The sequence below is a fragment of the Sphingopyxis granuli NBRC 100800 genome, from assembly GCF_001591045.1.
Taxonomy (GTDB): domain Bacteria; phylum Pseudomonadota; class Alphaproteobacteria; order Sphingomonadales; family Sphingomonadaceae; genus Sphingopyxis; species Sphingopyxis granuli.
On record NZ_BCUA01000038.1, the window covers coordinates 15,970 to 36,549 of the forward strand.

Below are 20,580 nucleotides of genomic sequence, written 5' to 3' on the forward strand. Positions count from 1 at the left end.
CGGGAGCACGTGGTTTTGCTTTGCGAAAAAACTGAATCCCGAGAGGCCATAGCCCAGCGCCTCAGCCCAGCGGCACGGCCTCGCGGTCGGGCAGGTCGGGCTTCGGTCCGCCGCTTTCGGTATGGCGCTGCAGCACCACCTGGTCGCGCCCTGCGTGCTTCGCTTCATAGAGCGCGTCGTCGGCGATCTTGTACAGCCGCTGGAAATCGCAGGCGGGACGGACCTCGGCGACGCCGATGCTGGCGGTGACGGTCCGGTCGCCCAATGACGCGCTATGGTCGCAGGCGGCGATCTCCCGCCGGACGCTTTCGGCGAAGCGGTCGAGCGCTATGCCCTCCATCCCGATCGTCAGCAGGCCGAATTCCTCGCCGCCAAGGCGCGCGACGGTGCAGATCGAACCTTCCCATCGCGCGATCCGGCGCGCGATCCGGCACAGCACCACATCGCCGATATCGTGGCCATGGACGTCGTTGATCGACTTGAAGCGGTCGATGTCGACCAGCAGCAGCGCCGCCGGCAGGTCGTCCGCGCGCGCGCGGTTGAGTAGCGGCGTCACGCTTTCGATGAACCCGCGGCGGTTGGGAAGGCCGGTCAGCGGGTCGCGGCGCGCCAGTTCGCGCGCCTGCGCCTCGGCCGCGCGTGCGTGATCGCGCTCGATCCGCAGCGAGGCCAGCCGGCGGGTCGCGGCGGCGGACAGCCACAGCGCCTGCCAGGTGGCGGCGAGCAGCACGGCCAGCTTGGAGCCGCCGCCCCAGAAGCCGTTCTCGACATCGACGAGGTGGATGAAGGCGAGCACCGCCATCGGCAGGCACCAGGCAGCGGCGAAATCGCGCGCCTCGATCGAACCGCGCCGCCAGCCCCAGCCAAGGCAGATCGCGACGGCGGCGAGGTTGCCGAGGATGGCGAGGCCCAGCACCTCGCCCCAATAGCCGAGGTCGCCGGACCGCATCAGCGCGAGCGGTATGCCAGCCAGCCCGACGCCGGCCCCGAGCGCCAGCGTTGCCCGGCGCAGCGCGGCGGGAACGCCGCTGCGATCGAGCGCCGTCACCGCGCTCGCGGTGGCGACCGCGATCGCGAGGCAGGCGAGGAAAGTGCAGAGCTGGGCCGAGACGGTGCCCGCCATGAAGGGGAGCAGCGCCAGATGAATCTGCGACCACAGCGTTCCCCACAGAAGCATCGTCGCCGCCCACGCGGCCTGCCAGGCGAGATATTGGCGCCGCACCGCGACGGCGAGCGACAGGCTGTAGATGCCGCTGACGAGCAGGAGCATCAGCGCGGCGCCGGTCGCCGCCGCCATGCCAGCCGCCTGCATACTGCTCTGGTCGCGCGACAGGATATGGGCGCGCACCAGGTCGTGGGCGGCGAGCCGGTCGAAGCGCATCGTGATCGCCGTCACCGACGCGGGGCGGTCCGGTGCCTCGAACACGATCTGCCCGCCCGCCCGCCAATGCGAGCCATAATCGCCCTGCCGGACCTGCTGCCAGCGCACCGCGCCGTCGGCATAGGAAAAGGCGACCGCGAGCCGGTCGAAGCGCGAATGATGCACCATCAGCGCGACCGAACGCTGCCCGCTGGCCCATTGCCGCTGATCGGACCGCAGCCACAAGCTGTCGTGCTGATACCCCGCCGGCGTCCCGCTGCACGAAAAGCGAAGCGTCGACAGGCTGGCGTCCGCCGATTCGATCGGGCTGACGGCATGGCAGAGCGATTGGTTGAGCCGAAGCACCTCCGCGCTCGCGGGCGCGGCGCCGCACAGCGCGGCGAGCGCCGCCACCGCGAGCAGCAGCCGGGCGCAAGCGCGAATCGAAAGGTCCGTCATCGCCTCCATCGCGAACCCTATGGCATCAATGTCTTGGGAAAGCTTTACCAACGGAACGCATGTTGCGTCGACGGGCGTCGTGCGCCATCGCGGATCGCGATCCGCCGCCGGCCGGGCAAGCGAGGACAGGACAAGGGATGACCGAACGCATCGTCGCGATCGATATCGGCGGCACGCACGCGCGCTTCGCGATCGCGGCGATTGCCGCCGGCCGCGTCGTTTCGCTGGGGGAGGCGGTGACGCTGCGCACCGCGGATCATGCGGGGCTGGAGGCCGCGTGGCAGGCGTACGCGCGCCGGCTGGCCGAACCGCTGCCCCGCAGCGCCGCGATCGCCGTCGCGGCGCCGACGCAAGGCGACATCCTGCGCTTCACCAACAATCGCTGGACGATCGGCCGCGATCGAATCGAGGCCGACCTGGGCCTCGATCATTGCCTGTTGCTCAACGACTTCGAAGCGATCGGCCATGCCGTCGGCCAGGCGGGGGAATCCTGGTTCGAACCGCTCGCCGGGCCGGATATTCCGCTCCCCGCGCGCGGCACGATCAGCGTCATCGGCCCCGGCACCGGCCTTGGCGCCGCCTATCTGTGGCGCGACGGCGACGCCTGTCGCGTGCAGGAGGCGCAGGGCGGTCATATCGGCTTCGCGCCCTGCGATGCCGTCGAGGATGCCATCCTCGCGCATTTGCGCCAAAGATACGGCCGCGTCTCGGTCGAGCGCGTCGTGGCGGGGCCAGCCATCGTCGGCATCTATGAAGTGCTCGCCGCGCTCGACGGGCGCGCCGTTCCGCCGCTCGACGATCATGCGCTGTGGGCACGCGCGCTCGGCGCGGAAGACGATCTCGCGGTCGCCGCGGCGGATCGTTTCTGCGCGATGCTCGGCAGCGTCGCGGGCGATCTCGCGCTGGCGCATGGCGCCGGTGGGGTGGTCGTGGCGGGCGGTCTTGGCCTGCGCATCCGCGACCGGCTCGTCCGTTCGGACTTTTCCGGGCGTTTCGCCGACAAGGGGCGGTTTGCCGGGATCATGGCGGCGATCCCGGTCAAGCTGATCACCCATCCGCAGCCGGGGCTGTTCGGCGCCGCCGCTGCTTTCGCGCGCCGCCATGCCGGCGATTCGCGGCGATAAGGCAAAGGCTTGTCGAAGCGTCCCCTTCTTCTTTACACCGCCAGCACACCCATCGAAGGAACCAGACGTCCATGCCATCCGGCCTCTTTGCCCTGCTCGACGACGTCGCCACCATCACCAAGGTTGCGGCGGCGAGCATCGACGATGTCGGCGCCGCGGCGTCGAAGGCGGGAGTGAAGGCGGCGGGCGTGGTCGTCGACGATACGGCGGTGACGCCGCGCTACGTCACCGGCTTCACCCCCGATCGCGAATTGCCGATCATCTGGCGGATCACCAAGGGATCGCTGTTCAACAAGCTGGTGCTGATCCTGCCGGTTCTGCTGCTCCTGTCGACCTTCGCGGAGTGGGCGATCACGCCGCTGCTGATGCTGGGCGGCAGCTATCTGTGTTTCGAAGGCGCGGAAAAGCTGCTTCATGCGTTGCGGAAGGACACGACCAGCCTCGACGAGGACGCGGCGATCGTCGCGGACGCGGATCACGAAGAGCGGATGGTGAAGGGGGCGGTGCGCACCGACTTCATCCTGTCGGCGGAGATCATGGTGATCGCGCTCAACGAGGTGCTCGACGAACATCTCGCGATGCGCGCCGCGACGCTGGCGATCGTCGCCATCGCGATCACCATCGCCGTCTATGGCGTCGTCGGGCTGATCGTGAAGATGGACGACATCGGACTGCACATGGCGCGAAACGGCGGCGCGGCGAGGCGCGCGATCGGGCGCGGGCTGGTGACGCTGATGCCCCGGCTGCTCGCCGCCCTTGCGACGATCGGCACCGCGGCGATGCTGTGGGTCGGCGGCCAGATCGTGCTGCACGGGCTCGATGAATATGGTCTTGGCGCGATCGGCCATGCGCTCCATGATGGCGCGCATGCCGTCGCGGGCGGCCTTCCGGCGGCGGGCGTATGGGAATGGCTGATCAACGCGGCGGGAGCGGGCCTGTTCGGGGTGCTGCTCGGCGGCGCGATCGCCGGGGCGCTGCACGTCGTTCCGGGCAAGCGGGCGGAGCACTGACGGCAAAAGGCGAAAGGCGGCTGGGCGATGCAAGGCGACAATGACGGACTGGCATCCTTCTGGATGCCCTTTACCGCGAACCGCGCCTACAAGGCGCACCCGCGCCAGATCGTCTCGGCGAGCGGCATGCATTACCAGAGCGGCGACGGGCGGACGATCCTAGACGGCACCGCGGGGCTGTGGTGCAGCAACGCCGGACACTGCCGGACCGAAATCGCCGCGGCGATGGCCCGGGCCGCCGCGACACTCGATTTCGCACCGACCTTTCAACTCGGCCACCCCGCCGCCTTCGAACTGGCGCAGCGGCTGGCCGCGCTGATGCCGCCGGGGCTCGACCGCATCTTCTTCACCAACAGCGGTTCGGAATCGGTCGACACCGCGCTCAAGATCGCGCTCGCGGTGCAGCGGGCGCGGGGGCAGGGGACACGCACCCGGCTGATCGGGCGCGAGCGCGGCTACCATGGCGTCGGCTTCGGCGGCATCAGCGTGGGCGGCATCGTCGGCAACCGGCGTGCCTTCGCCCTGCTGCCCGGCGCCGATCATCTGCGCCACACGCACGACCCCGCGCGCAACGCCTTTTCGCGCGGTTTCCCGCCGCATGGCGCCGAACTGGCCGACGACCTCCAGCGTCTCGTCGACCTGCATGGAGCGGAAACGATCGCGGCGGTGATCGTCGAGCCGATGGCAGGGTCGACCGGCGTCCTCGTCCCGCCCGTCGGCTATCTCGAACGGCTGCGCACGATCTGCGACCGCAACGGCATCCTGCTGATCTTCGACGAGGTGATCACCGCCTTCGGGCGCGTCGGCGCGGCGACCGCGGCGCAGGCGTGGGGCGTGACCCCCGACATACTGACGATGGCGAAGGGGCTGACCAACGCCGCCGTCCCGATGGGTGCGGTCGCGGTGAAGCGCGAGTTGCATGACGCGGTGATCGAAAGCGCGCCCGGCGGCATCGAACTGGCCCATGGCTATACCTATTCGGGCCATCCGCTCGCCTGCGCGGCCGGGCTGGCGGCGCTCGACCTCTATGCGCGCGAGGGATTGTTCGAACGGGCCGCCGAACTGGCGCCCTATTGGGAGGCGGCGGCGCACGGCCTGCGGGGACGCCGTCATATCGTCGATATCCGCACCATCGGTCTTGTCGCGGGCATCGAACTAGAACCGCGCCCCGGCGCGCCGACCGCGCGCGCGATGGAACTGTTCCACCGCGCCTTCGACGCCGGTCTGCTGGTCCGCGCGACCGGCGACATCATCGCGCTGTCGCCGCCGCTGATCGTCGAGAAGGCGCAGATCGACCAGATGTTCGGGTTGCTCGGCGAACTGCTCGACACCATCGCCTGAAAACGGCGCGATATCGTGAATTTACCACGCTTTGCGGTCTGCGCCTCGACCCTGTTCCGGATTGGGACAGCGCCGCGATAGGCAAGGCGCGTGAAATCGGCTAAGGGCCTCGCCGCATTCGGCAAATTCCCTTTTCCAGACAGGTTTTCAGAGTGTCCATTGCCTTTCGGCCGCTCGTCGCGACGGCTATTTTCGCGGCATCGCTGGCGGTTCTACCCGCGCTTGCGCAATCCTCGTCACCCATCACCGGCCTCGACGCACTGCGCGAGTGGAATCTTGTCGTTCTCGGCAATCTAGAATCCTCGTCAGAGGTTGAGGGGCGGACCTTCGTCGGCGGCAACCTGTCGGGGAATTCGTCCAACTATGCGATCCGCCCGCTGGCGCAATCGACGTCGGGCCAGCCCGGCCTGACCGTCGTCGGCGACGTCAATGGCGGTCACAAGAATCTGAACAACGGTTCGGGCGCGGTCGTCGGCGGCAATGTGAACAGCGGCTTCAACCTCAACGGCGCGGCGCAGACGGTGAAGGTCGGCGGGACGATCAGCAACACCAACGTCAATCAGAACAAGGTGTTGTCCGGCCTCGGCAACAGCGATCCGGCCTTCGTGGTCGGCCTGCAGCAGCAGAAGGAACAGCTCGTCTCCAGCCTCGACCGGCTGTCGTTCGACATGGGGACGCTGACATCGAACAGCCAGTTCGCCGTCCAGGGCAATCGCGGCGTCTTCACGGCAAAGCCGAATGCCGACGGGCTGGCGGTATTCGAAATCAGTTCGGCCGACCTCGACAAGATCGGCGAAATCCAGTTCGCTCTCAACGGTGCCGACACGGTCGTCGTCAATGTGAGCGGCCGCAACATCCTGCTCAACGACAATTTCATCGGCGGCACCAACAACCTGGGCGAGCATGTGATCTGGAACTTCCCCGATGCCGAGAATATCCGCGTGACGACCGCGTGGGGCGGTTCGATCCTCGCGCCGTCCGCGGATGCGGAAACCGGGAACTACATCCAGGGCTCGGCAGTCTTCGGCAATCTGAAGCAGAATGGCGAGATGCATATCGGCACCTACAAGGGCGGGAATATCGGCACGCCGGGGGGCGGGTCGTCCTCGGGCGGGTCGAGTTCGGGCGGCGATCCGGTTCCGATCCCCGAACCGGGCCTGTGGGGCCTGTTCGCGCTGGGCGTCGGCGGCCTGATCTATGCCCGCCGGTTTCGGCGCCGCCGCGACGGCTGACGACCGCCCCGAAGCGTTTCAGGCGGCGAGCGGAAAGACGACCGACACGCGCGTACCCTTGCCGGGCTCGCTCGCGATGTCGAGCTGGCCGCGATGGCGCTCGGCGATGTGCTTGACGATCGCGAGCCCGAGCCCGGTGCCGCCCACCGAGCGGCTGCGCGCCTCGTCGACGCGGTAGAAGCGCTCGGTCAGGCGGGGCAGGTGGTCGGGCGCGATGCCGTCGCCCTCATCGCTGACCGACAGGCGCACCCGGTCGGCGTCCTCGGGGATCAGCTCGACCGTTACCGGCGTGCCCGCGCGGCCGTATTTCAGCGCATTGGAAATGATGTTGTGCACGAGCTGCGCCAGCTGCGCCTCGTCGCCGAGCACCGGCACCGCGGTGTCGCCGGGCAAGGCAACGATGTCTTTGGGGCGCGCTTCCTCGCTGTCCTGCAACTGCGCGATCGTCGTCCGCACGATCGCTGCAAGATCGACCGGCGTCGTGGGGCGGCGAAAGCGGTCGGCCTCGACCCGCGAGATCGACAGCAGATCGATGACGAGCTGCTGCATCCGCCGCGCCTCGCGTTCGATGATCGACAGGAAGCGGCGGCGCGTCGGCACGTCGGTTTCGCCGGTCAGGTCGTGCAGCGTCTCGACATAGCCGAGGATCGCCGCGAGCGGAGTGCGCAGTTCGTGGCTCGCGTTGGCGACGAAGTCGGACCGCATGCGGTCGGCGGCGTCGATCGCCGACCGGTCGGACAGGAAGATGATGCGGTCGCCCCCCGACAGCTCGGCGATCCGCAGCGTCCAACGCTGGCCCGACCGCGGGAAATCGACAAGGTCGATCGGCGGTGGCGGGCTTGCGCCGTCCGCCGCCGCCAGCCCTTCGGTGGCGGCGGGATGGCGGATCGCGGTCCGGATGTCGGCGCCGACGATATGCCGGCCCAGCAGCCGGACCGCCGCGTCGTTGGCGATGGTGACGACATTGTCGGCGGTTCCGATCAGCGGCTCGCGCTCCTGGTCGGCCCAGCGGGCGAAATCGGGGTGCCGCAACAGCGACGGCGGCGGTGCTTCGGGTTCGGGCGCGCCCGTTCCCCCGTCGAAGTCGGGTGGGGCCCCCGGCACTGCGGCATGGACGATGGCGGCGGCGGCGGCGCCCGCGGCGGCCAGAAGCGTGATGGTCAGGGCATCGCCCCCGGCCAGTCCGGCGAAGATCGCCGCGACGGCGACCAGCGTCAACGCGATGACGAGGCTGGACAGGCGGTCGAACATCGGCACAGCGCCTCGCACGAAGCGCAGGCGCCCGCAAGGCCGTTTGCGCCGGTTACGCTTGCGCCGGCCCCTGTCCCAAAGCGGGATGCCGGATGCGGGGGCCGGTCTTTTGCTTTTCCTCCCGCTCCCTATGGGGTAGGGGCAGAGTATGGAAAACAGCGAGATTCCGGGCCACGAGCCGGCAGATGGCGCCGATAAGGCCGTTCCGACGCGCCGCCGGATGCTGGCGCTCGGCGCCGCGGGCGTCTCCGCCGCGCTGACGATCCGTCCCGCCTTTGCGCAGACCGCCGTGTCGGTGATGAATTGCGAGATACCGGTTCCCGGCCCGACCGGCGCCGGTCGCTATATCGATCCCAACGGCAAGCTCGTCCCGCCGGGGACGAAGGGCGCTTTTCCGGGATCGCCGCGCCCCTTCACGGGTGAACAGGTCAAGCGCGCCTTCCGCGGCCAGACGCTGCCCGGCGCGACCTACGACCAGTCGCAGGCCTATCTGCAATATATCCGGCGCTTGCAGGCGGGACAGAGCGGCTTTACCTGTTTCGCATCCATCCAGATGCCGCGCTGATCGTTGCTTGTCCTGTGGGCGATGATGCTTCGGCCGCATCGCAGACAAAGGGACCGATGTGAAACTCGCTTCGCTCAAAGCCGGCCGCGACGGCCGACTGGTCGTCGTTTCGGACGATCTTGCCTGGTATGCGGACGCCGGAGCGATCGCGCCGACGCTGCAGGCGGCGCTCGACGACTGGGCGGAAGCGGCGCCGCGCCTGAAGGCGCTGGCCGACGACGTCAATCACGAAGCGATCCCGCGCGAACGGTTCCATGAACGCGACGCCGCCTCGCCGTTGCCGCGCGCCTATCAATGGGCCGACGGCAGCGCCTATGTGAACCATGTCGCGCTCGTCCGCCAGGCGCGCGGGGCAGAGATGCCCGAAAGCTTCTGGCACGACCCGCTGATGTATCAGGGCGGCAGCGACGCCTTCCTCGCCCCGCGCGACCCGATCCCGCTCGGCGACCCCGCATGGGGCTGCGACATGGAGGCGGAGGTGGTCGTCGTGACCGACGACGTGCCCGCCGGCATCGATGCGCAGGCGGCCCGCGACAGGATTCTGCTCGTCGGCCTGACCAACGATGTTTCGCTGCGCGGACTGATCCCGCCCGAACTCGCCAAGGGGTTCGGCTTCTTCCAGTCGAAGCCATCGAGCGCGATGTCGCCGGTGTTCGTGACGCCCGATGCGCTCGGCGACCGCTGGCGCGACGGCAAGCTGCACGGCACGCTGTGCGTCGACCTCAACGGCCAGCCGCTCGGCCGCGCCGATGCCGGGGTCGACATGACCTTCGATTTCGGCCGGCTGATCGCCCATGCGGCGCGGACGCGCCATCTGGGCGCCGGGACGATCATCGGGTCGGGAACGGTTTCGAACCGCGATGCCGACGGCGGTCCGGGCAAGCCGATCGCCGAGGGCGGGCTGGGCTACAGCTGCCTTGCCGAGGTGCGGACGGTGGAAACCATCCGCGGCGGCGCGCCGGCGACGCCCTTCATGCAGAAGGGCGACACGGTCCGCATCTGGATGGACGACGAGCGCCACCACAGCATCTTCGGCGCGATCGAACAGACGGTCGCCTGACCGCCGGGGAAGCGGGCGGGCCTGGGCCCGCCCCGCTTTCAGCTTCCGCCGCCCATCGCGCCGGCGAGCGCGTCCTTGAGCGAGCAGGCCGCCGGACCCAGGATCACGATGAACAGGCACGGCAGGATGAACAGGATCAGCGGCACCGTCATGATCGCGGGCAGGCGCGCGGCCTTTTCCTCGGCGCGCATCATGCGCTCGTTGCGGAATTCCGCCGACAGGACGCGCAGCGCGCTGGCCAGCGGGGTGCCGTATTTCTCGGTCTGGATCATGGTCGTGACCACGCCCTTCACCGCTTCCAGATTGACGCGATAGGCCAGATTCTCGAACGCCTGACGACGCTCGGTCAGGAAGCCGAGCTCGATCGAGGTCAGCGCGAATTCCTCGCCCAGTTCGGGATAGGCGCGGCCGAGCTCGCGCGACACGCGCGAGAAGGCGGCGTCGACGGTCAGGCCGGCCTCGGCGCAGATCACCAGCAGGTCGAGCGCGTCGGGAAGCCCCTTGCGGATCGCGTCGGTGCGCTTCTGGCGCTTGTTCTGCACGAACAGGTCGGGCGCCTTGTAGCCGAGGATCAATGCCGCCATGGTAAAGCCCGAACGCTTCATCGGCGTCATGTCGGGCCACATGTCGACGCCATAGATCAGGAAGGCCGCCAGGCCGCCGAGCAGGATCGGCAGCACCAGCCGGCCGAAGATGACGGCCACGGCGAGGTCCTTGGAGCGGATGCCGGCCTGCGCCAGCTTCTGCTGCACATCCTTGATCTGCTCTTCCTGAAGCACCTGCAGCTTGCCGAGGAAGGTCCGCATCCGGTCGGCGGTCTGGTTCTTGCGGACCAACCGCGCGCGGCGCTTCGCGGTCGATGCGGTGATCCCGGCCTTGAGCTGTTCGCGGCGTTCGTTGAGCGCCTTGACGCGCTTCGCCATCGGATCGCGCACGGTCAGCGCGCCATAAATGGCGACGAGCACCGCGAGCACGCCGACGACGGCGAGCATGGTCGCCGCCCAGACGACATCGACGCCCAGAAGCGTCGGGCCCGGCTGGGCTCCGGTGAAGGCGGTGAGGAGGAGGCTGCTGGTCATCGGGTCGGCGTCCTCAAATCTCGAAACTGATCATGCGCGACATGATGAAGGCGCCCAGGCTCATCCAGATCAGCCCGCCCATCCCGGCGATCATCAGCCGCTCCTCGTGGAAGAATCCGCTCAGATATTCGGGGTTCATCATCCAGACGATACCGAACACGAAGAAGGGCAGCGAGCCGACGATATAGGCGGAGGCCTTGGCTTCCGACGACATGGCGCGGATCTTGAGCTTCATCTGCGCGCGCTTGCGCAGCACGTCGGACAGGTTGCCCAGCGTTTCGGCCAGATTGCCGCCGGTCTCGCGCTGGATCGCGATCGTGATGCAGAAGAACTGGAATTCGGGCGTGCCGAGCATGTCGGCCGATTCCTGCAGCGCGGCCTCCATCGTGTTGCCGATGCGGATGCGCTCGATGATTCCGCGGAATTCCTCGCCCACCGGACCGGGCAGTTCCTGGCTGACGACCTGAAAGGTTTCGGTGACCGGCAGGCCCGACCGCAACCCGCGCACCAGCAGGTCGATCGCATCGGGAAAGCGGGTGGTGAACTGGGTCACGCGTTTCTTGATCAGGCGGCCGACGATCATATAGGGCAGGCCGATCCCCGCCAGCAGGCCGAACAGGATCGCCAGCATGAACGGCGCGCGCATGATCAGCATCAGCGCCGCCACGACGACGAACAGGATCATCGTCGCGAACATATATTGGGTGATGTTCCACGTCTTGCCGGTGCGGCGCAGGCGCAGTTCCATCTGCTCGCGGCGCGGCATCAGGCTCGACAGCCGGTTGCTCCCGGCGCTCGACGCCTGGATCGTCTTGCGCATCTGCGCCGCGACCACCGCCTCGGTCGAGGCCGCGTGCCGATCCTTCACCGACGCCAACCGCCGCGACTTGGCTTTCCCGGCCGAGGGGCCGCCCAGCAGGACGACAAGCGCCGCGAAAGCCAGAAAGGCGGTGGCGATGATGAGGATCACTGGCAGGTTCATGGTCGGATTCGTCCGGTTGAGGGGTGTCGCGCCGGCCGCCGAAGCGGCCGCTTCACCCCCTTATTTCGCGCCCTTTTTCGCCATCAGATTGCCGATGCCGCCCAGCTTGCCGAGCAGCGATCCGCTGGCCGCGTCCTTCGCGCCGCCCTTCGCGGCCGGCGCCGCGACCTCCTCGCCGTCGCCATCGGCGCCGTCGAGGATCAGGCGCATCAGATTGGTCCACGCCTGCGCGCCCTTGGTGCCCTTGCAGATTTCCGCATAGGACTTGCCGAGCTTCGCCGCCTGGCTGACCAGCTTCGGATCGAAGGGGATGACGATGTCGATCGACCGCTCGATCGACGATTCGAATTCCTTGCGCGACAGTTCGCCGATCGCGCTCTGGAACTTGTTCGCGACCAGGATCACCCGCGCCGCGGGGATGTTCTGCTTGAACCAGGACAGCAGGCGGATCGTGTCGCGCGCCGAGGCGAGCGTCACGTCGCTGACCAGCAGGATCGTGCCGGCTTCCGACACCAGGTGCGGGAAGGGGATCAGCACGTGCCGCGGGATGTCGACGATCGTCATCTCGAAGGCGCCGCGCAATTCCTCCTCGAGCTGGAAGAAGGCCGACCCGTCGGTCATCACCGGCTGGTGGATCGGCGCCTCGGCCGACAGCAGGCTCAGCTTGTCCGACGCGCGCACCATCGCGCGCTCGATGAACAGGCCGTCGATGCGGCTCGGATTGTCGATCGCGTCGATCAGGCCGCGCCCCGGCTCGAGGTCGAGCGTCAGCGCGCCGGTGCCGAAATGGACGTCGAGGTCGAGCAGCGCGGTCTGGCGGCCGGCCTGCTCGCTCATCACCCAGGCAAGCGAGGTGGATACCAGCGACGCGCCGACGCCGCCGCGCACCCCGACCACCGCCGTCATGTGGTGCGGCTTGTCGTCGTGCACGTCGCCATGCTTGGGCGCGGTCAGCATCGCCTGCGCCATCGCCAGCGATTCGCGGACCTGATCGAGCGACAGCGGCTTCAGCAGATAGTCCTGGATGCCGCTCGACAGCAGGTCGCGATACAGGCGGACGTCGTTGACCTGCCCGGCGGCGATCACCACCGTTCCGGGCTCGCACACTTCGGCCAGCGCGTTGATGTCGTTGATCGGATCGCCCGATTCGGACATGTCGACGAACAGGATGTTCGGGCTTGCCGACACCGACAGCGACTGCACCGCGTTGCGCAGGCCGCCCTTGTTGCACTTCTCGATCGGCCAGCCCATGTCGCCCGCGGCGACGCGGATCAGCTCCAGCGTATCGTCGTCGCAGACGAAGGCGTTGAACGGGTCGCGCAGCCCCGCGGCTTTGAAGGGAGCGTTCACTTGGCACCTCCGTTGCTGGTCGACTGACCGCGCAGTTCGCCCGCGCCGGTCTGCGGCTTCTCGCGATAGGTCTTGATCGCCTTGGTCGCGGCGGCCGGGTCGCTGCGGTCGTTCGACGCGCCCTTGATCAGGTCGTTCGGGTCGGCGACCATCGCGGCGAGATTGCTGTTGGTCGCGCAGCCATAGTTGGACGAGGTCGCGTTGGTCGGGTTGATCGAATAGTTGCTCGCCCAGTCGGGACAGCCCGGAACATGCGCGCTCGCCCGCGTGATCACGACGCGCAGATGGCCGGGGGCGACCGATCCTTCGGTCACCGGGGCCTCTCGGCTCAGCAGCAGCCCGCGCTTCTCGACGATCGAGCGCACCGTGGCCTGCGCCGCCGCGGCGCCATAGGTCGAGGAATCCTCGACCGCGATGCGGTCGCCATAACGCGCGCCCATCGCGTCGAGCCAGCCTTCGAGGCGGCCCTGCTCGCTGGGCGGCAGATCGCCGTTCGTCGCCGCGACGTCGAAATGATAGGTGGCGTTGCGCACCAGCGGCTGGTGGACCGATTCGAGGCTGCGGTTGCTGTAGGCCGAGCCGGTGCATCCGGCCAGCGCGGTCGCCAGTCCCAGGGCGGTCAGAGTTGCGATCTTCTTCATCACTTTAGCTCCTGAAAACCAGCGCCTTACTTGCTGAGGCTGAAACCGGGCGAAACGTCGCCGCTGCCGCGCGGGCGGGTGGCGTCGCCGGGCGCGCCGTCGAGCTGCGGCTTGGGACGGTCGCCGCCGGTGACGCCGTCGCTCGATTTGCCGAGCAGCAGCCGCGACGCATCGTCGGAGACGCGGAAGGCGTCGGTCGGCAGCTTGATCTCGTTCGCCGAAACCGGATTCACCAGATAGGGGGTCACGACGATCACCAGCTCGGTTTCGCCGCGGCGGAAGCTGTCCGACTTGAACAGGCTGCCCAGGATCGGCACGTCGCCGAGGCCGGGAACCTTGTCGATCGCGCCGACCGAACGATTGTTCATCAGTCCCGCGATCATGAAGCTTTCGCCCGAACCCAGCTCGACGGTCGTTTCGGCACGACGCACGGTGAGCGCCGGAACCTGGAACCCGTCGAGTTCGATCGCGCCGTCGGTCGTCAGTTCGGATACTTCCGGCCGCACGCGCAGGCTGATCCGGCCGTTCGACAGCACGGTCGGCGTGTAGGCGAGGCTGACGCCATATTTGCGATATTCGATCGTCGTTCCGGCGAAGTTGCCGGGGATCGGGACCGGATATTCGCCGCCCGCCAGGAAGTCGGCGGTCTCGCCGGAAATCGCGGTCAGATTGGGCTGGGCGAGCGTGGCGACCATCCCCGAGCGTTCGCCGAGGTCGAGCGAAGCGATCAGGTCGACGCCGAACAGCCGTCCGGCGGCCGCCAAGCTGTTGATGCCGGTGGGCGTCTCGACCGTGTAGCTGGTCGATCCGTCGGGATTGGTGGTGATCGTGCCGGCCTTGCGCCCCCTGAACACGCCGCCCAGGAAGCCACCCGTCATGTCGCGCGTCAGCAGGTTGCCGCTCATCTCCTTGACCAGCGAGCGGTTCACCTCGGCGATCCGCACCTGCAGATTGACCTGCAGCGGCGTCGCCGTGCGCAGGCGCGACAGCACCTTGGTCTGTTCGCCGACGAACGCCTGCACCAGCCGCTCGGCCTCGGCCGCGTCGTCGGGCGACTGGACGGTGCCGGTCAGCAGGACGAAGCCGTTCATCGTGTTCGCCGCGATCTTCGCGTCGGGCATCGCCAGCGTCAGCATCTGGTCGATCGTCTCGATATTGTTGCCGACCCGCGCGACCGTCGAATAGACGACGCGGCCGCCGGCGTCGGTCGCATAGATGCTCGTCTCGCCCGGCGCCTTTCCGAAGATGTAGAGCTGGCGGTTCGACCGCACCTGCACGTCGGCGACCTTGTCGTCGGCGACGAAGACGTCGGCCATCGGGGCGGGCAGGTTGATCAGGCGCCCGCGGCCGACCGACAGGTCGATGCTGCTGCTGGCATTCTGTGTCGCCTGCGCGGTTGCGGGCTGCGACGGGGCGGCGGCCAGGGTTGCCGCGACCAGGCCGACGGCCAGGGTGCGGGCGAGCGCCGCTGCCTTGAAATTGGCTTTGCTGTTCATCTTACTTACCCCCAACCGGAACTTCGGTGGTCTTGTCGCCGCGCGTCACGCGGACGACAGGGCCCCGCGGTGCGGCCTGAGCCGTGCCCCCGTATGCCGCTGCCGGCGTGTCCGCCATCGACTGCTGCTGCGGCTGGCGCGGCGCCGTGACACGACCCCGGACCGGCACCCAGAAGCGCGAGACGTCGCCGCCGGTGGTGGCCGACGAGCGGCTGGCGGTCGGACGCGCGGCGGCTTCGGCCAGCATCTTGCGTTCGGCGACGGTGCCGCCCTTGGCCGGCACGTCGATCTCGCCCGACGCGATCGCCGATTCGAGGTCGCCGGTGCTTTCGGCCAGCGGACGCAGCGCCAGCGACAGCCGGCCCATGTTCTGGGCGACGGCGATCTTCTCCGCGATCTCGGGCGTCGCCTCGAGCGTCACCGAGCCGAAGGTGCGGACCGGCGTCTTGCCCGTCTCGTCCTCGGCATCGTAGCGCTGGTCGGTCGCCAGGACGCGCACGTTGCGCACGATCGTCTCTGCGGTGAAGAGCTGGTCGTCGGGATAGGCGCTGCCTTCCTTGACCGAAATCTCCTGCGACAGCAGCACGTCGACGCGGTCGCCCGGAAAGACGAAGCCGGCGACGCCCTGTTCCTGCGACACCTTCACCGTGACGGCGCGCATGCCCGGGCCGAGCGCCGCGGCCAGGAAGCCGCGGTCGTCGGGGTGGACGAGCGCGCCCTGCGTCAGCGGCTGGCCCGCGGTGATCGGATAGCGCACCACGGTGCCGACCAGCGTGTTGACGTCGGTCTTGTCCTTCAGGAAATAGGCCTTCTCGACCAGTTCGGTCGGCCACGGCTGAAAACGGAAGCTGTCGGGGCCGATGATCGTGCCCACCGGCAGTTGCCGCGTTGCGACCAGGATCATCGGGCCGGAAATTTCCGGCGCCGCCGCCGCGCGGGCGGGCGGGGTCGAAGACCCGCGCATCATCAGATTGACTCCGAACGCCGCACTGACCGCAATGACCAGCGCGCCGACGATCAGCATAATCTTTCGCGTATCCATGACGATTTTTCGCCCTCCTGCACCCACCAGAAACGGCTGTGCCTACCCTCAGGCCGATCCGATAAACTGAAACTGGTTAAGATAGTGTTGGTGAAGCGCCCAAAGTCCGGCCGCCGCGATCGCGACCCCATAGGGGACCTCGACCGGCTTGCCCGACGGGCGCAGCTTGATGTGAACGAGCATGATCGCGGACAGCAGGCCGCCGCCCAGTGCCATGACGGTCAGCATGGGAACGAACAGCGGCAACGGAATCCACAGCATCACCGCGCCGATCATCTTGACGTCGCCGCCGCCCATCGCGCCGATGGCGAACAGCCCGGCGAACAGCAGGAATACCGCGAAGGCGGCGCCGAACTGGATCGGAATGTCGGGCCACAGCGACAGGCCGCTCGCGATCCAGAAGGGAATGGCGAGCAGCGCGATCGTGCCGTTCAGCCCGTTCGAGATCGACCGCGACCGCAGGTCGCTGACCGCGGCGGCGATCATCAGCGCGGCGAGCAATGCCATCAGGCCAAAAGCGATCGAGCTACGGTCCATGGCCCCGTCCCTTAAGCATGATGGCTTACCAAAGCGTAACCATGTGCAGAGCTGCGGTTCATTGGGCCCGCCGCTTGCATTCCGCCGTCCAGCCGATATGCGCGGCTGCATGACCGCTGCTTTCCCTTCCGCAACCGATGTTCTCATCGTCGGGGCAGGCATGGCGGGAAGCGGGCTGGCGGCGGCGCTCGCGCCCCATCGCCGGGTGCTGATGATCGAGGCGGAGGACGCGCCCGGCTATCATGCGACGGGGCGGTCGGCGGCCTTCTGGCAGCAAAGCTACGGCGGGCCGGACGTCCAGCCGCTCACCGCCGCCTCGTTCGAGGCGCTCGCGCATCCCGACCCGGCTTTTTCGGAGCGGCCGTTCCTGCTGCCGCGCTCCTCGCTGATCGTCGGCCGCACCGAAGAGGCGCCGATTGTGGATGCGTTCATCGCCACCTTCGCCGCGCGCGGCGTCGATGTCGCGCCGCTGGAGGCGGCCGAACTCGCGGCGCGGGTGCCGGGCCTGCGCGCCGGGTGGACCGCGGCCGCGTCCGAACCCTCGTGCCGCGACATCGATGTCGCGGCGCTGCATGCGGCGTGCCTGCGCGCGGCGCGGCGGGGCGGGGCGATGCTGGCGACGCGTGCGCCGCTGATCGCTGCGCGCCGCGAAGCCGACGGCTGGACGGTCGAGACCGGGCGGGGGACCGTGCGCGCCGCGGTGATCGTCAATGCCGCCGGGGCGTGGGCGGATCGCGTCGCGGCCGCCTGCGGCGCGGCGCCGACGGGCATCCGGCCCTATCGCCGCACCATGGCGCAGGTCCGGCTGGGCGCACCGGTTCCGGCCGCGCTGCCGCTGATCGTCCATGTCGGCGGCGATTTCTATTTCAAGGGCGCGGGCGAGGGACGCATCTGGCTGAGCCCGCACGACGAAACGCCGTCGCCCCCCGGCGATGCCGCGCCCGAGGATATCGACGTCGCGCTCGCGATCGCGCGATTGCAGGCGGTGGTCGACTGGCCGGTCGCGGCGGTCGAGCGCAAATGGGCCGGCCTGCGCAGCTTCGCGCCCGATCGCCTGCCGGTCTTCGGGGCCGACCCGCATGTTCCGGGCTTCGTCTGGTGCGCGGGGCAGGGCGGTTTCGGCATCCAGACCGCGCCCGCGATCAGCGCCCTGCTCGCCGCCGCACTCGGCGCGCCGATGCCGGGTGGAGCGATCGGCGCGATCGATCCCGCCGCCTTTTCGCCCGCGCGCTTCGCCTGACCGCAACGCGCCCTTGCAACGCGAAACGGGCGGCTTACCATGACCTGGCCGCCGCGAGCCGGCGGCACCCCGAAACGCGGAGGACCCGATGGCGCATTATTTCGAGATCAAGAAGAACAAGAAGGGCGAGTTCGTCGCCTATTTCAAATATAACAGCGAGCCGATCTTCTGGACCGAAGGCTATACCAGCAAGGCCTCGGCCAAAAATGCGATCGAGTCGATCCTGAAGAACGGCCCGGGCGCCGAGGTTCGCGAGGCCGAATAGGGACGCCGAACAGGGGAAGCGCGCGCGGGCGTTCAGCGCGCCCGCGCAACCTCCAGCGCCGCGTCGCTCGCCAGCCGGTCGGCCAGTTCATTGTCGCCGTGCCCGGCGTGGCCCTTGACCCACAGCCATTCGATGCGATGGCGTTTCGCCTCGCTCAGCAGCCTTTGCCACAGGTCGGCATTGGCGACGGGTTTCTTCGCGGCGGTCTTCCAGCCGTTCTTCTGCCAGCCGTGCACCCATTTGGTGATGCCGTCGCGGACATAGACGCTGTCGGTCGACAGCTCGATGTTGCAGCTTCGCCTGAGCGCGGCGAGCGCCTCGATCGCGGCCATCAGCTCCATGCGGTTGTTCGTCGTATCGGGTTCGCCGCCCGCCAGCGTCTTCACCGCATCGCCCCAGCGCAGCACCGCGCCCCAGCCGCCGGGCCCGGGATTGCCCTTGCACGCGCCGTCGGTGGCGATGACGACCGTCCGCGTGTCGTTCATGCCGCGAACAGCGCCGCGGCGTCATGCGCCTGATAGCGGCGCAGGCGGGCGAGGAGCGGGGCCGGGTCCTTGCGGGTGACCAGCGCGTCGGCGGGGGTATGGACCCAGTCGTGCGCGCGGGTCAGCAGGAAGCGCAGCGCCGCGCCGCGCGCGAGCAGCGGCAGCGCCGCGACCTCGGCGTCGGTCAGCGCGATCTCGCGGGCATAGCCGCGCATCAGCGCCTGCGCGCGCGCCGGGTCGCAATGGCGGCCATCGTCGGAGAATGTCCATGAGGCATGCGTGACCGCGAGGTCATAGGCGCGGAAATCGCTCGCCGCGAAATAGAAGTCGATCAACCCCGTCACCCGGTCGCCCAGCATCAGCACATTGTCGGGAAACAGGTCGGCATGGATCACATGCGCGGGCAGATCGCCCGGCCAGTGGGCATCGAGGAAAGCGAGCTCTGCGTCGACCAGATCCTGCAAACCCGAAATCACCGCGTCGAGGTCGCCGGTCGCCTCGGCGATGGCGCGCCAGTGGCGATGGCCCATGCTGTTCTCGCGCCCGCCGGGGAAGCTGGCGGCCGCGCGGTGCATCGCGCCGAGCGCCGCGCCGACCGCCTCGCACTGGCTCGGCATCGGATGGCTCGGCGAGATGCCGGGCAGGAACTGGATGATGCACGCGGCGCGGTCCGAAATCCGCTGGATCGCCTCGCCGTCGCGGTCGCGGATCATCGCCGGAACCGGGCAGCCATGATCGGCAAGATGGCCGAGCAGGTCGACGAAGAAGGGCAGGTCGCCCGCCTGCACCCGCTTTTCATAGAGGGTCAGGATGAAACGGCCGTCCGTCGTCTCGAGCAGGAAATTGCTGTTCTCGACCCCTTCGGCGATGCCCTTGCACGACACGACGGTGCCGATGGCGTAGCGGGCGACCAGCGCGGCGAGGTCGTCGGGGTCGACGTGCGTGTAAACGGCCATCGGGCTTTGGTCCTTATGCCGCCGGTTCGAGCCCGCGGGGCAGCTTGAACACCATATTCTCCTCCGCGGACACGATCGTCTGCTCGGCGATCGGGCGGTGGGCGGCTACGGCGTCGATGACTTCGCGGACCAGCGTTTCGGGCGCGCTGGCGCCGGCGGTGATCCCCAGCGTGGCGATGTCGGCCAGCCACGCGGGGTCGATGTCCACCCCGCGCTGGATCAGGTGCGCCGGGGTGCCGAGCCGTTCGGCGACCTCGACGAGCCGCAGGCTGTTCGAACTGTTCGGGGCGCCGATCACGATCACCCGGTCGCAACGCGGCGCGATTGCCTTCACCGCGTCCTGCCGGTTCGATGTCGCATAGCAGATATCCTCGCCGCGCGGACCCTGGATCGACGGAAAACGGTGGCGCAGCGCGGCGACGACGCTGGCGGTATCGTCGACCGACAGCGTCGTCTGGGTCAGGAAGGCCAGCTTGTCGGGATCGGGCGGCGTCAGCGTCGCGACGTCGTCGACCGATTCGACCAGCGTCATCGCGCCTTCGGGAAGCTGCCCCAGCGTGCCGATCACCTCGGGATGGCCGGCGTGGCCGATGAAGATGATGTGGCGCCCCGCCTCGTTCGCGCGCTCGGCCTGACGGTGGACCTTGGACACCAGCGGACAGGTGGCGTCGATATAGTCGAGCCCGCGCGCTTCGGCCTTTTCGGGCACTGCCTTGGGAACGCCGTGGGCGCTGAATACCACCGGCACGCCGTCGGGAACCTGGCTCAGCGATTCGACGAAAATCGCGCCCTTCGCCTTCAGCGCGTCGACGACATAGCGATTGTGGACGATCTCGTGCCGGACATAGACGGGCGCGCCATAGCGTTCGATCGCCAGTTCGACGATGCGGATCGCGCGATCGACGCCGGCGCAGAAACCGTGCGGAGCGGCGACCAGAACGGTCAGTTCGGCGCGGCCCGGCGTCAGGGGGGAAAGGGCGTTCATGGTGCGCGCGCTCTAGCGCAGCAGGCGCCATGCGGTAAAGCTCCCCGTTGCGCCGCGTTCATCGCACCGATAAGAAGCGGCGCGCATAGAGCATTCTCTAGGGTCAGGACCCATGAATTG

The 20,580-nt window shown here is 68.5% G+C and carries 20 protein-coding genes; 8 read left to right on the plus strand and 12 right to left on the minus strand.

Going from position 1 to position 20,580, the window contains the following annotated elements; translation table 11 throughout:
* Positions 1 to 61: 61 nt before the first annotated feature.
* Positions 62 to 1,819 carry a GGDEF domain-containing protein gene (locus tag SGR02S_RS10615; RefSeq protein ID WP_067109137.1) on the minus strand — a complete coding sequence of 586 codons (1,758 nt, stop codon included), beginning with the start codon at positions 1,817 to 1,819 and terminating at the stop codon, positions 62 to 64.
* 137 nt (positions 1,820 to 1,956) lie between these two features.
* On the opposite strand from SGR02S_RS10615, the gene SGR02S_RS10620 reads away from it, so the two are divergent.
* The 4 genes from SGR02S_RS10620 to SGR02S_RS10635 all read left to right on the plus strand — a co-directional run bounded on the left by SGR02S_RS10620 (position 1,957) and on the right by SGR02S_RS10635 (position 6,526).
* Positions 1,957 to 2,943: a glucokinase gene (locus tag SGR02S_RS10620; RefSeq protein WP_067109077.1), complete on the plus strand. Its 987-nt coding sequence runs from the start codon at positions 1,957 to 1,959 to the stop codon at positions 2,941 to 2,943.
* A 71-nt stretch (positions 2,944 to 3,014) separates the two neighbouring features.
* Positions 3,015 to 3,953 (plus strand): DUF808 domain-containing protein, encoded by a 939-nt coding sequence (locus SGR02S_RS10625; protein WP_067109079.1) that lies wholly within the window; start codon positions 3,015 to 3,017, stop codon positions 3,951 to 3,953.
* A gap of 27 nt (positions 3,954 to 3,980) precedes the next feature.
* Positions 3,981 to 5,294, plus strand: a complete 1,314-nt coding sequence (aptA, locus tag SGR02S_RS10630) for an omega-aminotransferase AptA (protein ID WP_067109084.1) — start codon at positions 3,981 to 3,983, stop codon at positions 5,292 to 5,294.
* A 152-nt stretch (positions 5,295 to 5,446) separates the two neighbouring features.
* On the plus strand, positions 5,447 to 6,526 hold the full coding sequence (locus SGR02S_RS10635) for a choice-of-anchor A family protein (protein ID WP_255211443.1): 1,080 nt from the start codon (positions 5,447 to 5,449) through the stop codon (positions 6,524 to 6,526).
* A gap of 18 nt (positions 6,527 to 6,544) precedes the next feature.
* Here the strand turns inward: SGR02S_RS10635 and SGR02S_RS10640 are convergent, their stop codons facing one another.
* Entirely contained in the window at positions 6,545 to 7,777 is a 1,233-nt protein-coding gene (locus tag SGR02S_RS10640) for a sensor histidine kinase (RefSeq protein ID WP_067109087.1), read from the minus strand.
* Between the two features lie 148 nt (positions 7,778 to 7,925).
* On the opposite strand from SGR02S_RS10640, the gene SGR02S_RS10645 reads away from it, so the two are divergent.
* Together SGR02S_RS10645 and SGR02S_RS10650 are read left to right on the plus strand one after the other, a co-directional pair.
* On the plus strand, positions 7,926 to 8,342 hold the full coding sequence (locus SGR02S_RS10645; protein ID WP_067109091.1) for a hypothetical protein: 417 nt from the start codon (positions 7,926 to 7,928) through the stop codon (positions 8,340 to 8,342).
* A 58-nt stretch (positions 8,343 to 8,400) separates the two neighbouring features.
* Positions 8,401 to 9,402, plus strand: a complete 1,002-nt coding sequence (locus SGR02S_RS10650; RefSeq protein WP_067109094.1) for a fumarylacetoacetate hydrolase family protein — start codon at positions 8,401 to 8,403, stop codon at positions 9,400 to 9,402.
* A 38-nt stretch (positions 9,403 to 9,440) separates the two neighbouring features.
* Here the strand turns inward: SGR02S_RS10650 and SGR02S_RS10655 are convergent, their stop codons facing one another.
* From SGR02S_RS10655 to SGR02S_RS10685, 7 genes are read right to left on the minus strand one after another with little or no spacing between them, the layout of a single operon-like run.
* Entirely contained in the window at positions 9,441 to 10,481 is a 1,041-nt protein-coding gene (locus SGR02S_RS10655) for a type II secretion system F family protein (protein ID WP_174521652.1), read from the minus strand.
* 13 nt (positions 10,482 to 10,494) lie between these two features.
* Positions 10,495 to 11,463 (minus strand): type II secretion system F family protein, encoded by a 969-nt coding sequence (locus SGR02S_RS10660; RefSeq protein ID WP_067109097.1) that lies wholly within the window; start codon positions 11,461 to 11,463, stop codon positions 10,495 to 10,497.
* Between the two features lie 60 nt (positions 11,464 to 11,523).
* Complete coding sequence (locus SGR02S_RS10665) at positions 11,524 to 12,813, minus strand: CpaE/TadZ family protein (protein ID WP_067109100.1); 1,290 nt, start codon at positions 12,811 to 12,813, stop codon at positions 11,524 to 11,526.
* Positions 12,810 to 13,454: a CpaD family pilus assembly protein gene (locus SGR02S_RS10670; protein WP_067109103.1), complete on the minus strand. Its 645-nt coding sequence runs from the start codon at positions 13,452 to 13,454 to the stop codon at positions 12,810 to 12,812. The genes SGR02S_RS10665 and SGR02S_RS10670 overlap by 4 nt, the downstream gene beginning before the upstream one ends.
* 26 nt (positions 13,455 to 13,480) lie before the next feature.
* On the minus strand, positions 13,481 to 14,950 hold the full coding sequence (locus SGR02S_RS10675) for a type II and III secretion system protein family protein (RefSeq protein WP_067109107.1): 1,470 nt from the start codon (positions 14,948 to 14,950) through the stop codon (positions 13,481 to 13,483).
* 1 nt (position 14,951) lies between these two features.
* Positions 14,952 to 15,992 carry a Flp pilus assembly protein CpaB gene (gene cpaB / locus SGR02S_RS10680; protein ID WP_067109110.1) on the minus strand — a complete coding sequence of 347 codons (1,041 nt, stop codon included), beginning with the start codon at positions 15,990 to 15,992 and terminating at the stop codon, positions 14,952 to 14,954.
* Positions 15,993 to 16,040: 48 nt separating this feature from the next.
* Entirely contained in the window at positions 16,041 to 16,529 is a 489-nt protein-coding gene (locus SGR02S_RS10685; protein WP_067109112.1) for an A24 family peptidase, read from the minus strand.
* 109 nt (positions 16,530 to 16,638) lie between these two features.
* Here SGR02S_RS10685 and SGR02S_RS10690 point away from each other — a divergent pair, with 109 nt between their 5' ends.
* Positions 16,639 to 17,769: an NAD(P)/FAD-dependent oxidoreductase gene (locus SGR02S_RS10690; RefSeq protein WP_067109115.1), complete on the plus strand. Its 1,131-nt coding sequence runs from the start codon at positions 16,639 to 16,641 to the stop codon at positions 17,767 to 17,769.
* A gap of 88 nt (positions 17,770 to 17,857) precedes the next feature.
* Complete coding sequence (locus tag SGR02S_RS19610) at positions 17,858 to 18,034, plus strand: YegP family protein (protein ID WP_076074922.1); 177 nt, start codon at positions 17,858 to 17,860, stop codon at positions 18,032 to 18,034.
* A gap of 32 nt (positions 18,035 to 18,066) precedes the next feature.
* On the opposite strand, the gene rnhA is transcribed toward SGR02S_RS19610, so the two are convergent.
* Genes rnhA through ispH form a run of 3 tightly spaced genes read right to left on the minus strand, consistent with a single transcriptional unit; the run spans position 18,067 to position 20,460 of the window.
* Positions 18,067 to 18,519: a ribonuclease HI gene (gene rnhA, locus SGR02S_RS10695; RefSeq protein ID WP_067109118.1), complete on the minus strand. Its 453-nt coding sequence runs from the start codon at positions 18,517 to 18,519 to the stop codon at positions 18,067 to 18,069.
* Entirely contained in the window at positions 18,516 to 19,475 is a 960-nt protein-coding gene (thrB, locus tag SGR02S_RS10700) for a homoserine kinase (RefSeq protein ID WP_067109121.1), read from the minus strand. Before thrB ends, rnhA begins: the two co-directional genes overlap by 4 nt.
* Before the next feature lie 13 nt (positions 19,476 to 19,488).
* A complete protein-coding gene (gene ispH / locus SGR02S_RS10705; protein WP_067109124.1) occupies positions 19,489 to 20,460 on the minus strand; it encodes a 4-hydroxy-3-methylbut-2-enyl diphosphate reductase in 972 nt (323 codons plus the stop codon).
* Positions 20,461 to 20,580 lie beyond the last annotated feature (120 nt).

What these genes read in the sequence shown, in the direction of transcription:
- SGR02S_RS10640 (WP_067109087.1), bottom strand. Translation starts at nt 7,777, where the DNA reads ATGTTCGACCGCCTGTCCAGCCTCGTCATCGCGTTGACGCTGGTCGCC.
- SGR02S_RS10625 (WP_067109079.1), top strand. Translation starts at nt 3,015, where the DNA reads ATGCCATCCGGCCTCTTTGCCCTGCTCGACGACGTCGCCACCATCACC.
- SGR02S_RS10645 (WP_067109091.1), top strand. Translation starts at nt 7,926, where the DNA reads ATGGAAAACAGCGAGATTCCGGGCCACGAGCCGGCAGATGGCGCCGAT.
- ispH (WP_067109124.1), bottom strand. Translation starts at nt 20,460, where the DNA reads ATGAACGCCCTTTCCCCCCTGACGCCGGGCCGCGCCGAACTGACCGTT.
- thrB (WP_067109121.1), bottom strand. Translation starts at nt 19,475, where the DNA reads ATGGCCGTTTACACGCACGTCGACCCCGACGACCTCGCCGCGCTGGTC.
- SGR02S_RS10690 (WP_067109115.1), top strand. Translation starts at nt 16,639, where the DNA reads ATGACCGCTGCTTTCCCTTCCGCAACCGATGTTCTCATCGTCGGGGCA.
- SGR02S_RS10685 (WP_067109112.1), bottom strand. Translation starts at nt 16,529, where the DNA reads ATGGACCGTAGCTCGATCGCTTTTGGCCTGATGGCATTGCTCGCCGCG.
- cpaB (WP_067109110.1), bottom strand. Translation starts at nt 15,992, where the DNA reads ATGGATACGCGAAAGATTATGCTGATCGTCGGCGCGCTGGTCATTGCG.
- SGR02S_RS10655 (WP_174521652.1), bottom strand. Translation starts at nt 10,481, where the DNA reads ATGACCAGCAGCCTCCTCCTCACCGCCTTCACCGGAGCCCAGCCGGGC.
- aptA (WP_067109084.1), top strand. Translation starts at nt 3,981, where the DNA reads ATGCAAGGCGACAATGACGGACTGGCATCCTTCTGGATGCCCTTTACC.
- SGR02S_RS10620 (WP_067109077.1), top strand. Translation starts at nt 1,957, where the DNA reads ATGACCGAACGCATCGTCGCGATCGATATCGGCGGCACGCACGCGCGC.
- SGR02S_RS10670 (WP_067109103.1), bottom strand. Translation starts at nt 13,454, where the DNA reads ATGAAGAAGATCGCAACTCTGACCGCCCTGGGACTGGCGACCGCGCTG.
- SGR02S_RS10660 (WP_067109097.1), bottom strand. Translation starts at nt 11,463, where the DNA reads ATGAACCTGCCAGTGATCCTCATCATCGCCACCGCCTTTCTGGCTTTC.
- rnhA (WP_067109118.1), bottom strand. Translation starts at nt 18,519, where the DNA reads ATGAACGACACGCGGACGGTCGTCATCGCCACCGACGGCGCGTGCAAG.
- SGR02S_RS10615 (WP_067109137.1), bottom strand. Translation starts at nt 1,819, where the DNA reads ATGACGGACCTTTCGATTCGCGCTTGCGCCCGGCTGCTGCTCGCGGTG.
- SGR02S_RS10675 (WP_067109107.1), bottom strand. Translation starts at nt 14,950, where the DNA reads ATGAACAGCAAAGCCAATTTCAAGGCAGCGGCGCTCGCCCGCACCCTG.
- SGR02S_RS19610 (WP_076074922.1), top strand. Translation starts at nt 17,858, where the DNA reads ATGGCGCATTATTTCGAGATCAAGAAGAACAAGAAGGGCGAGTTCGTC.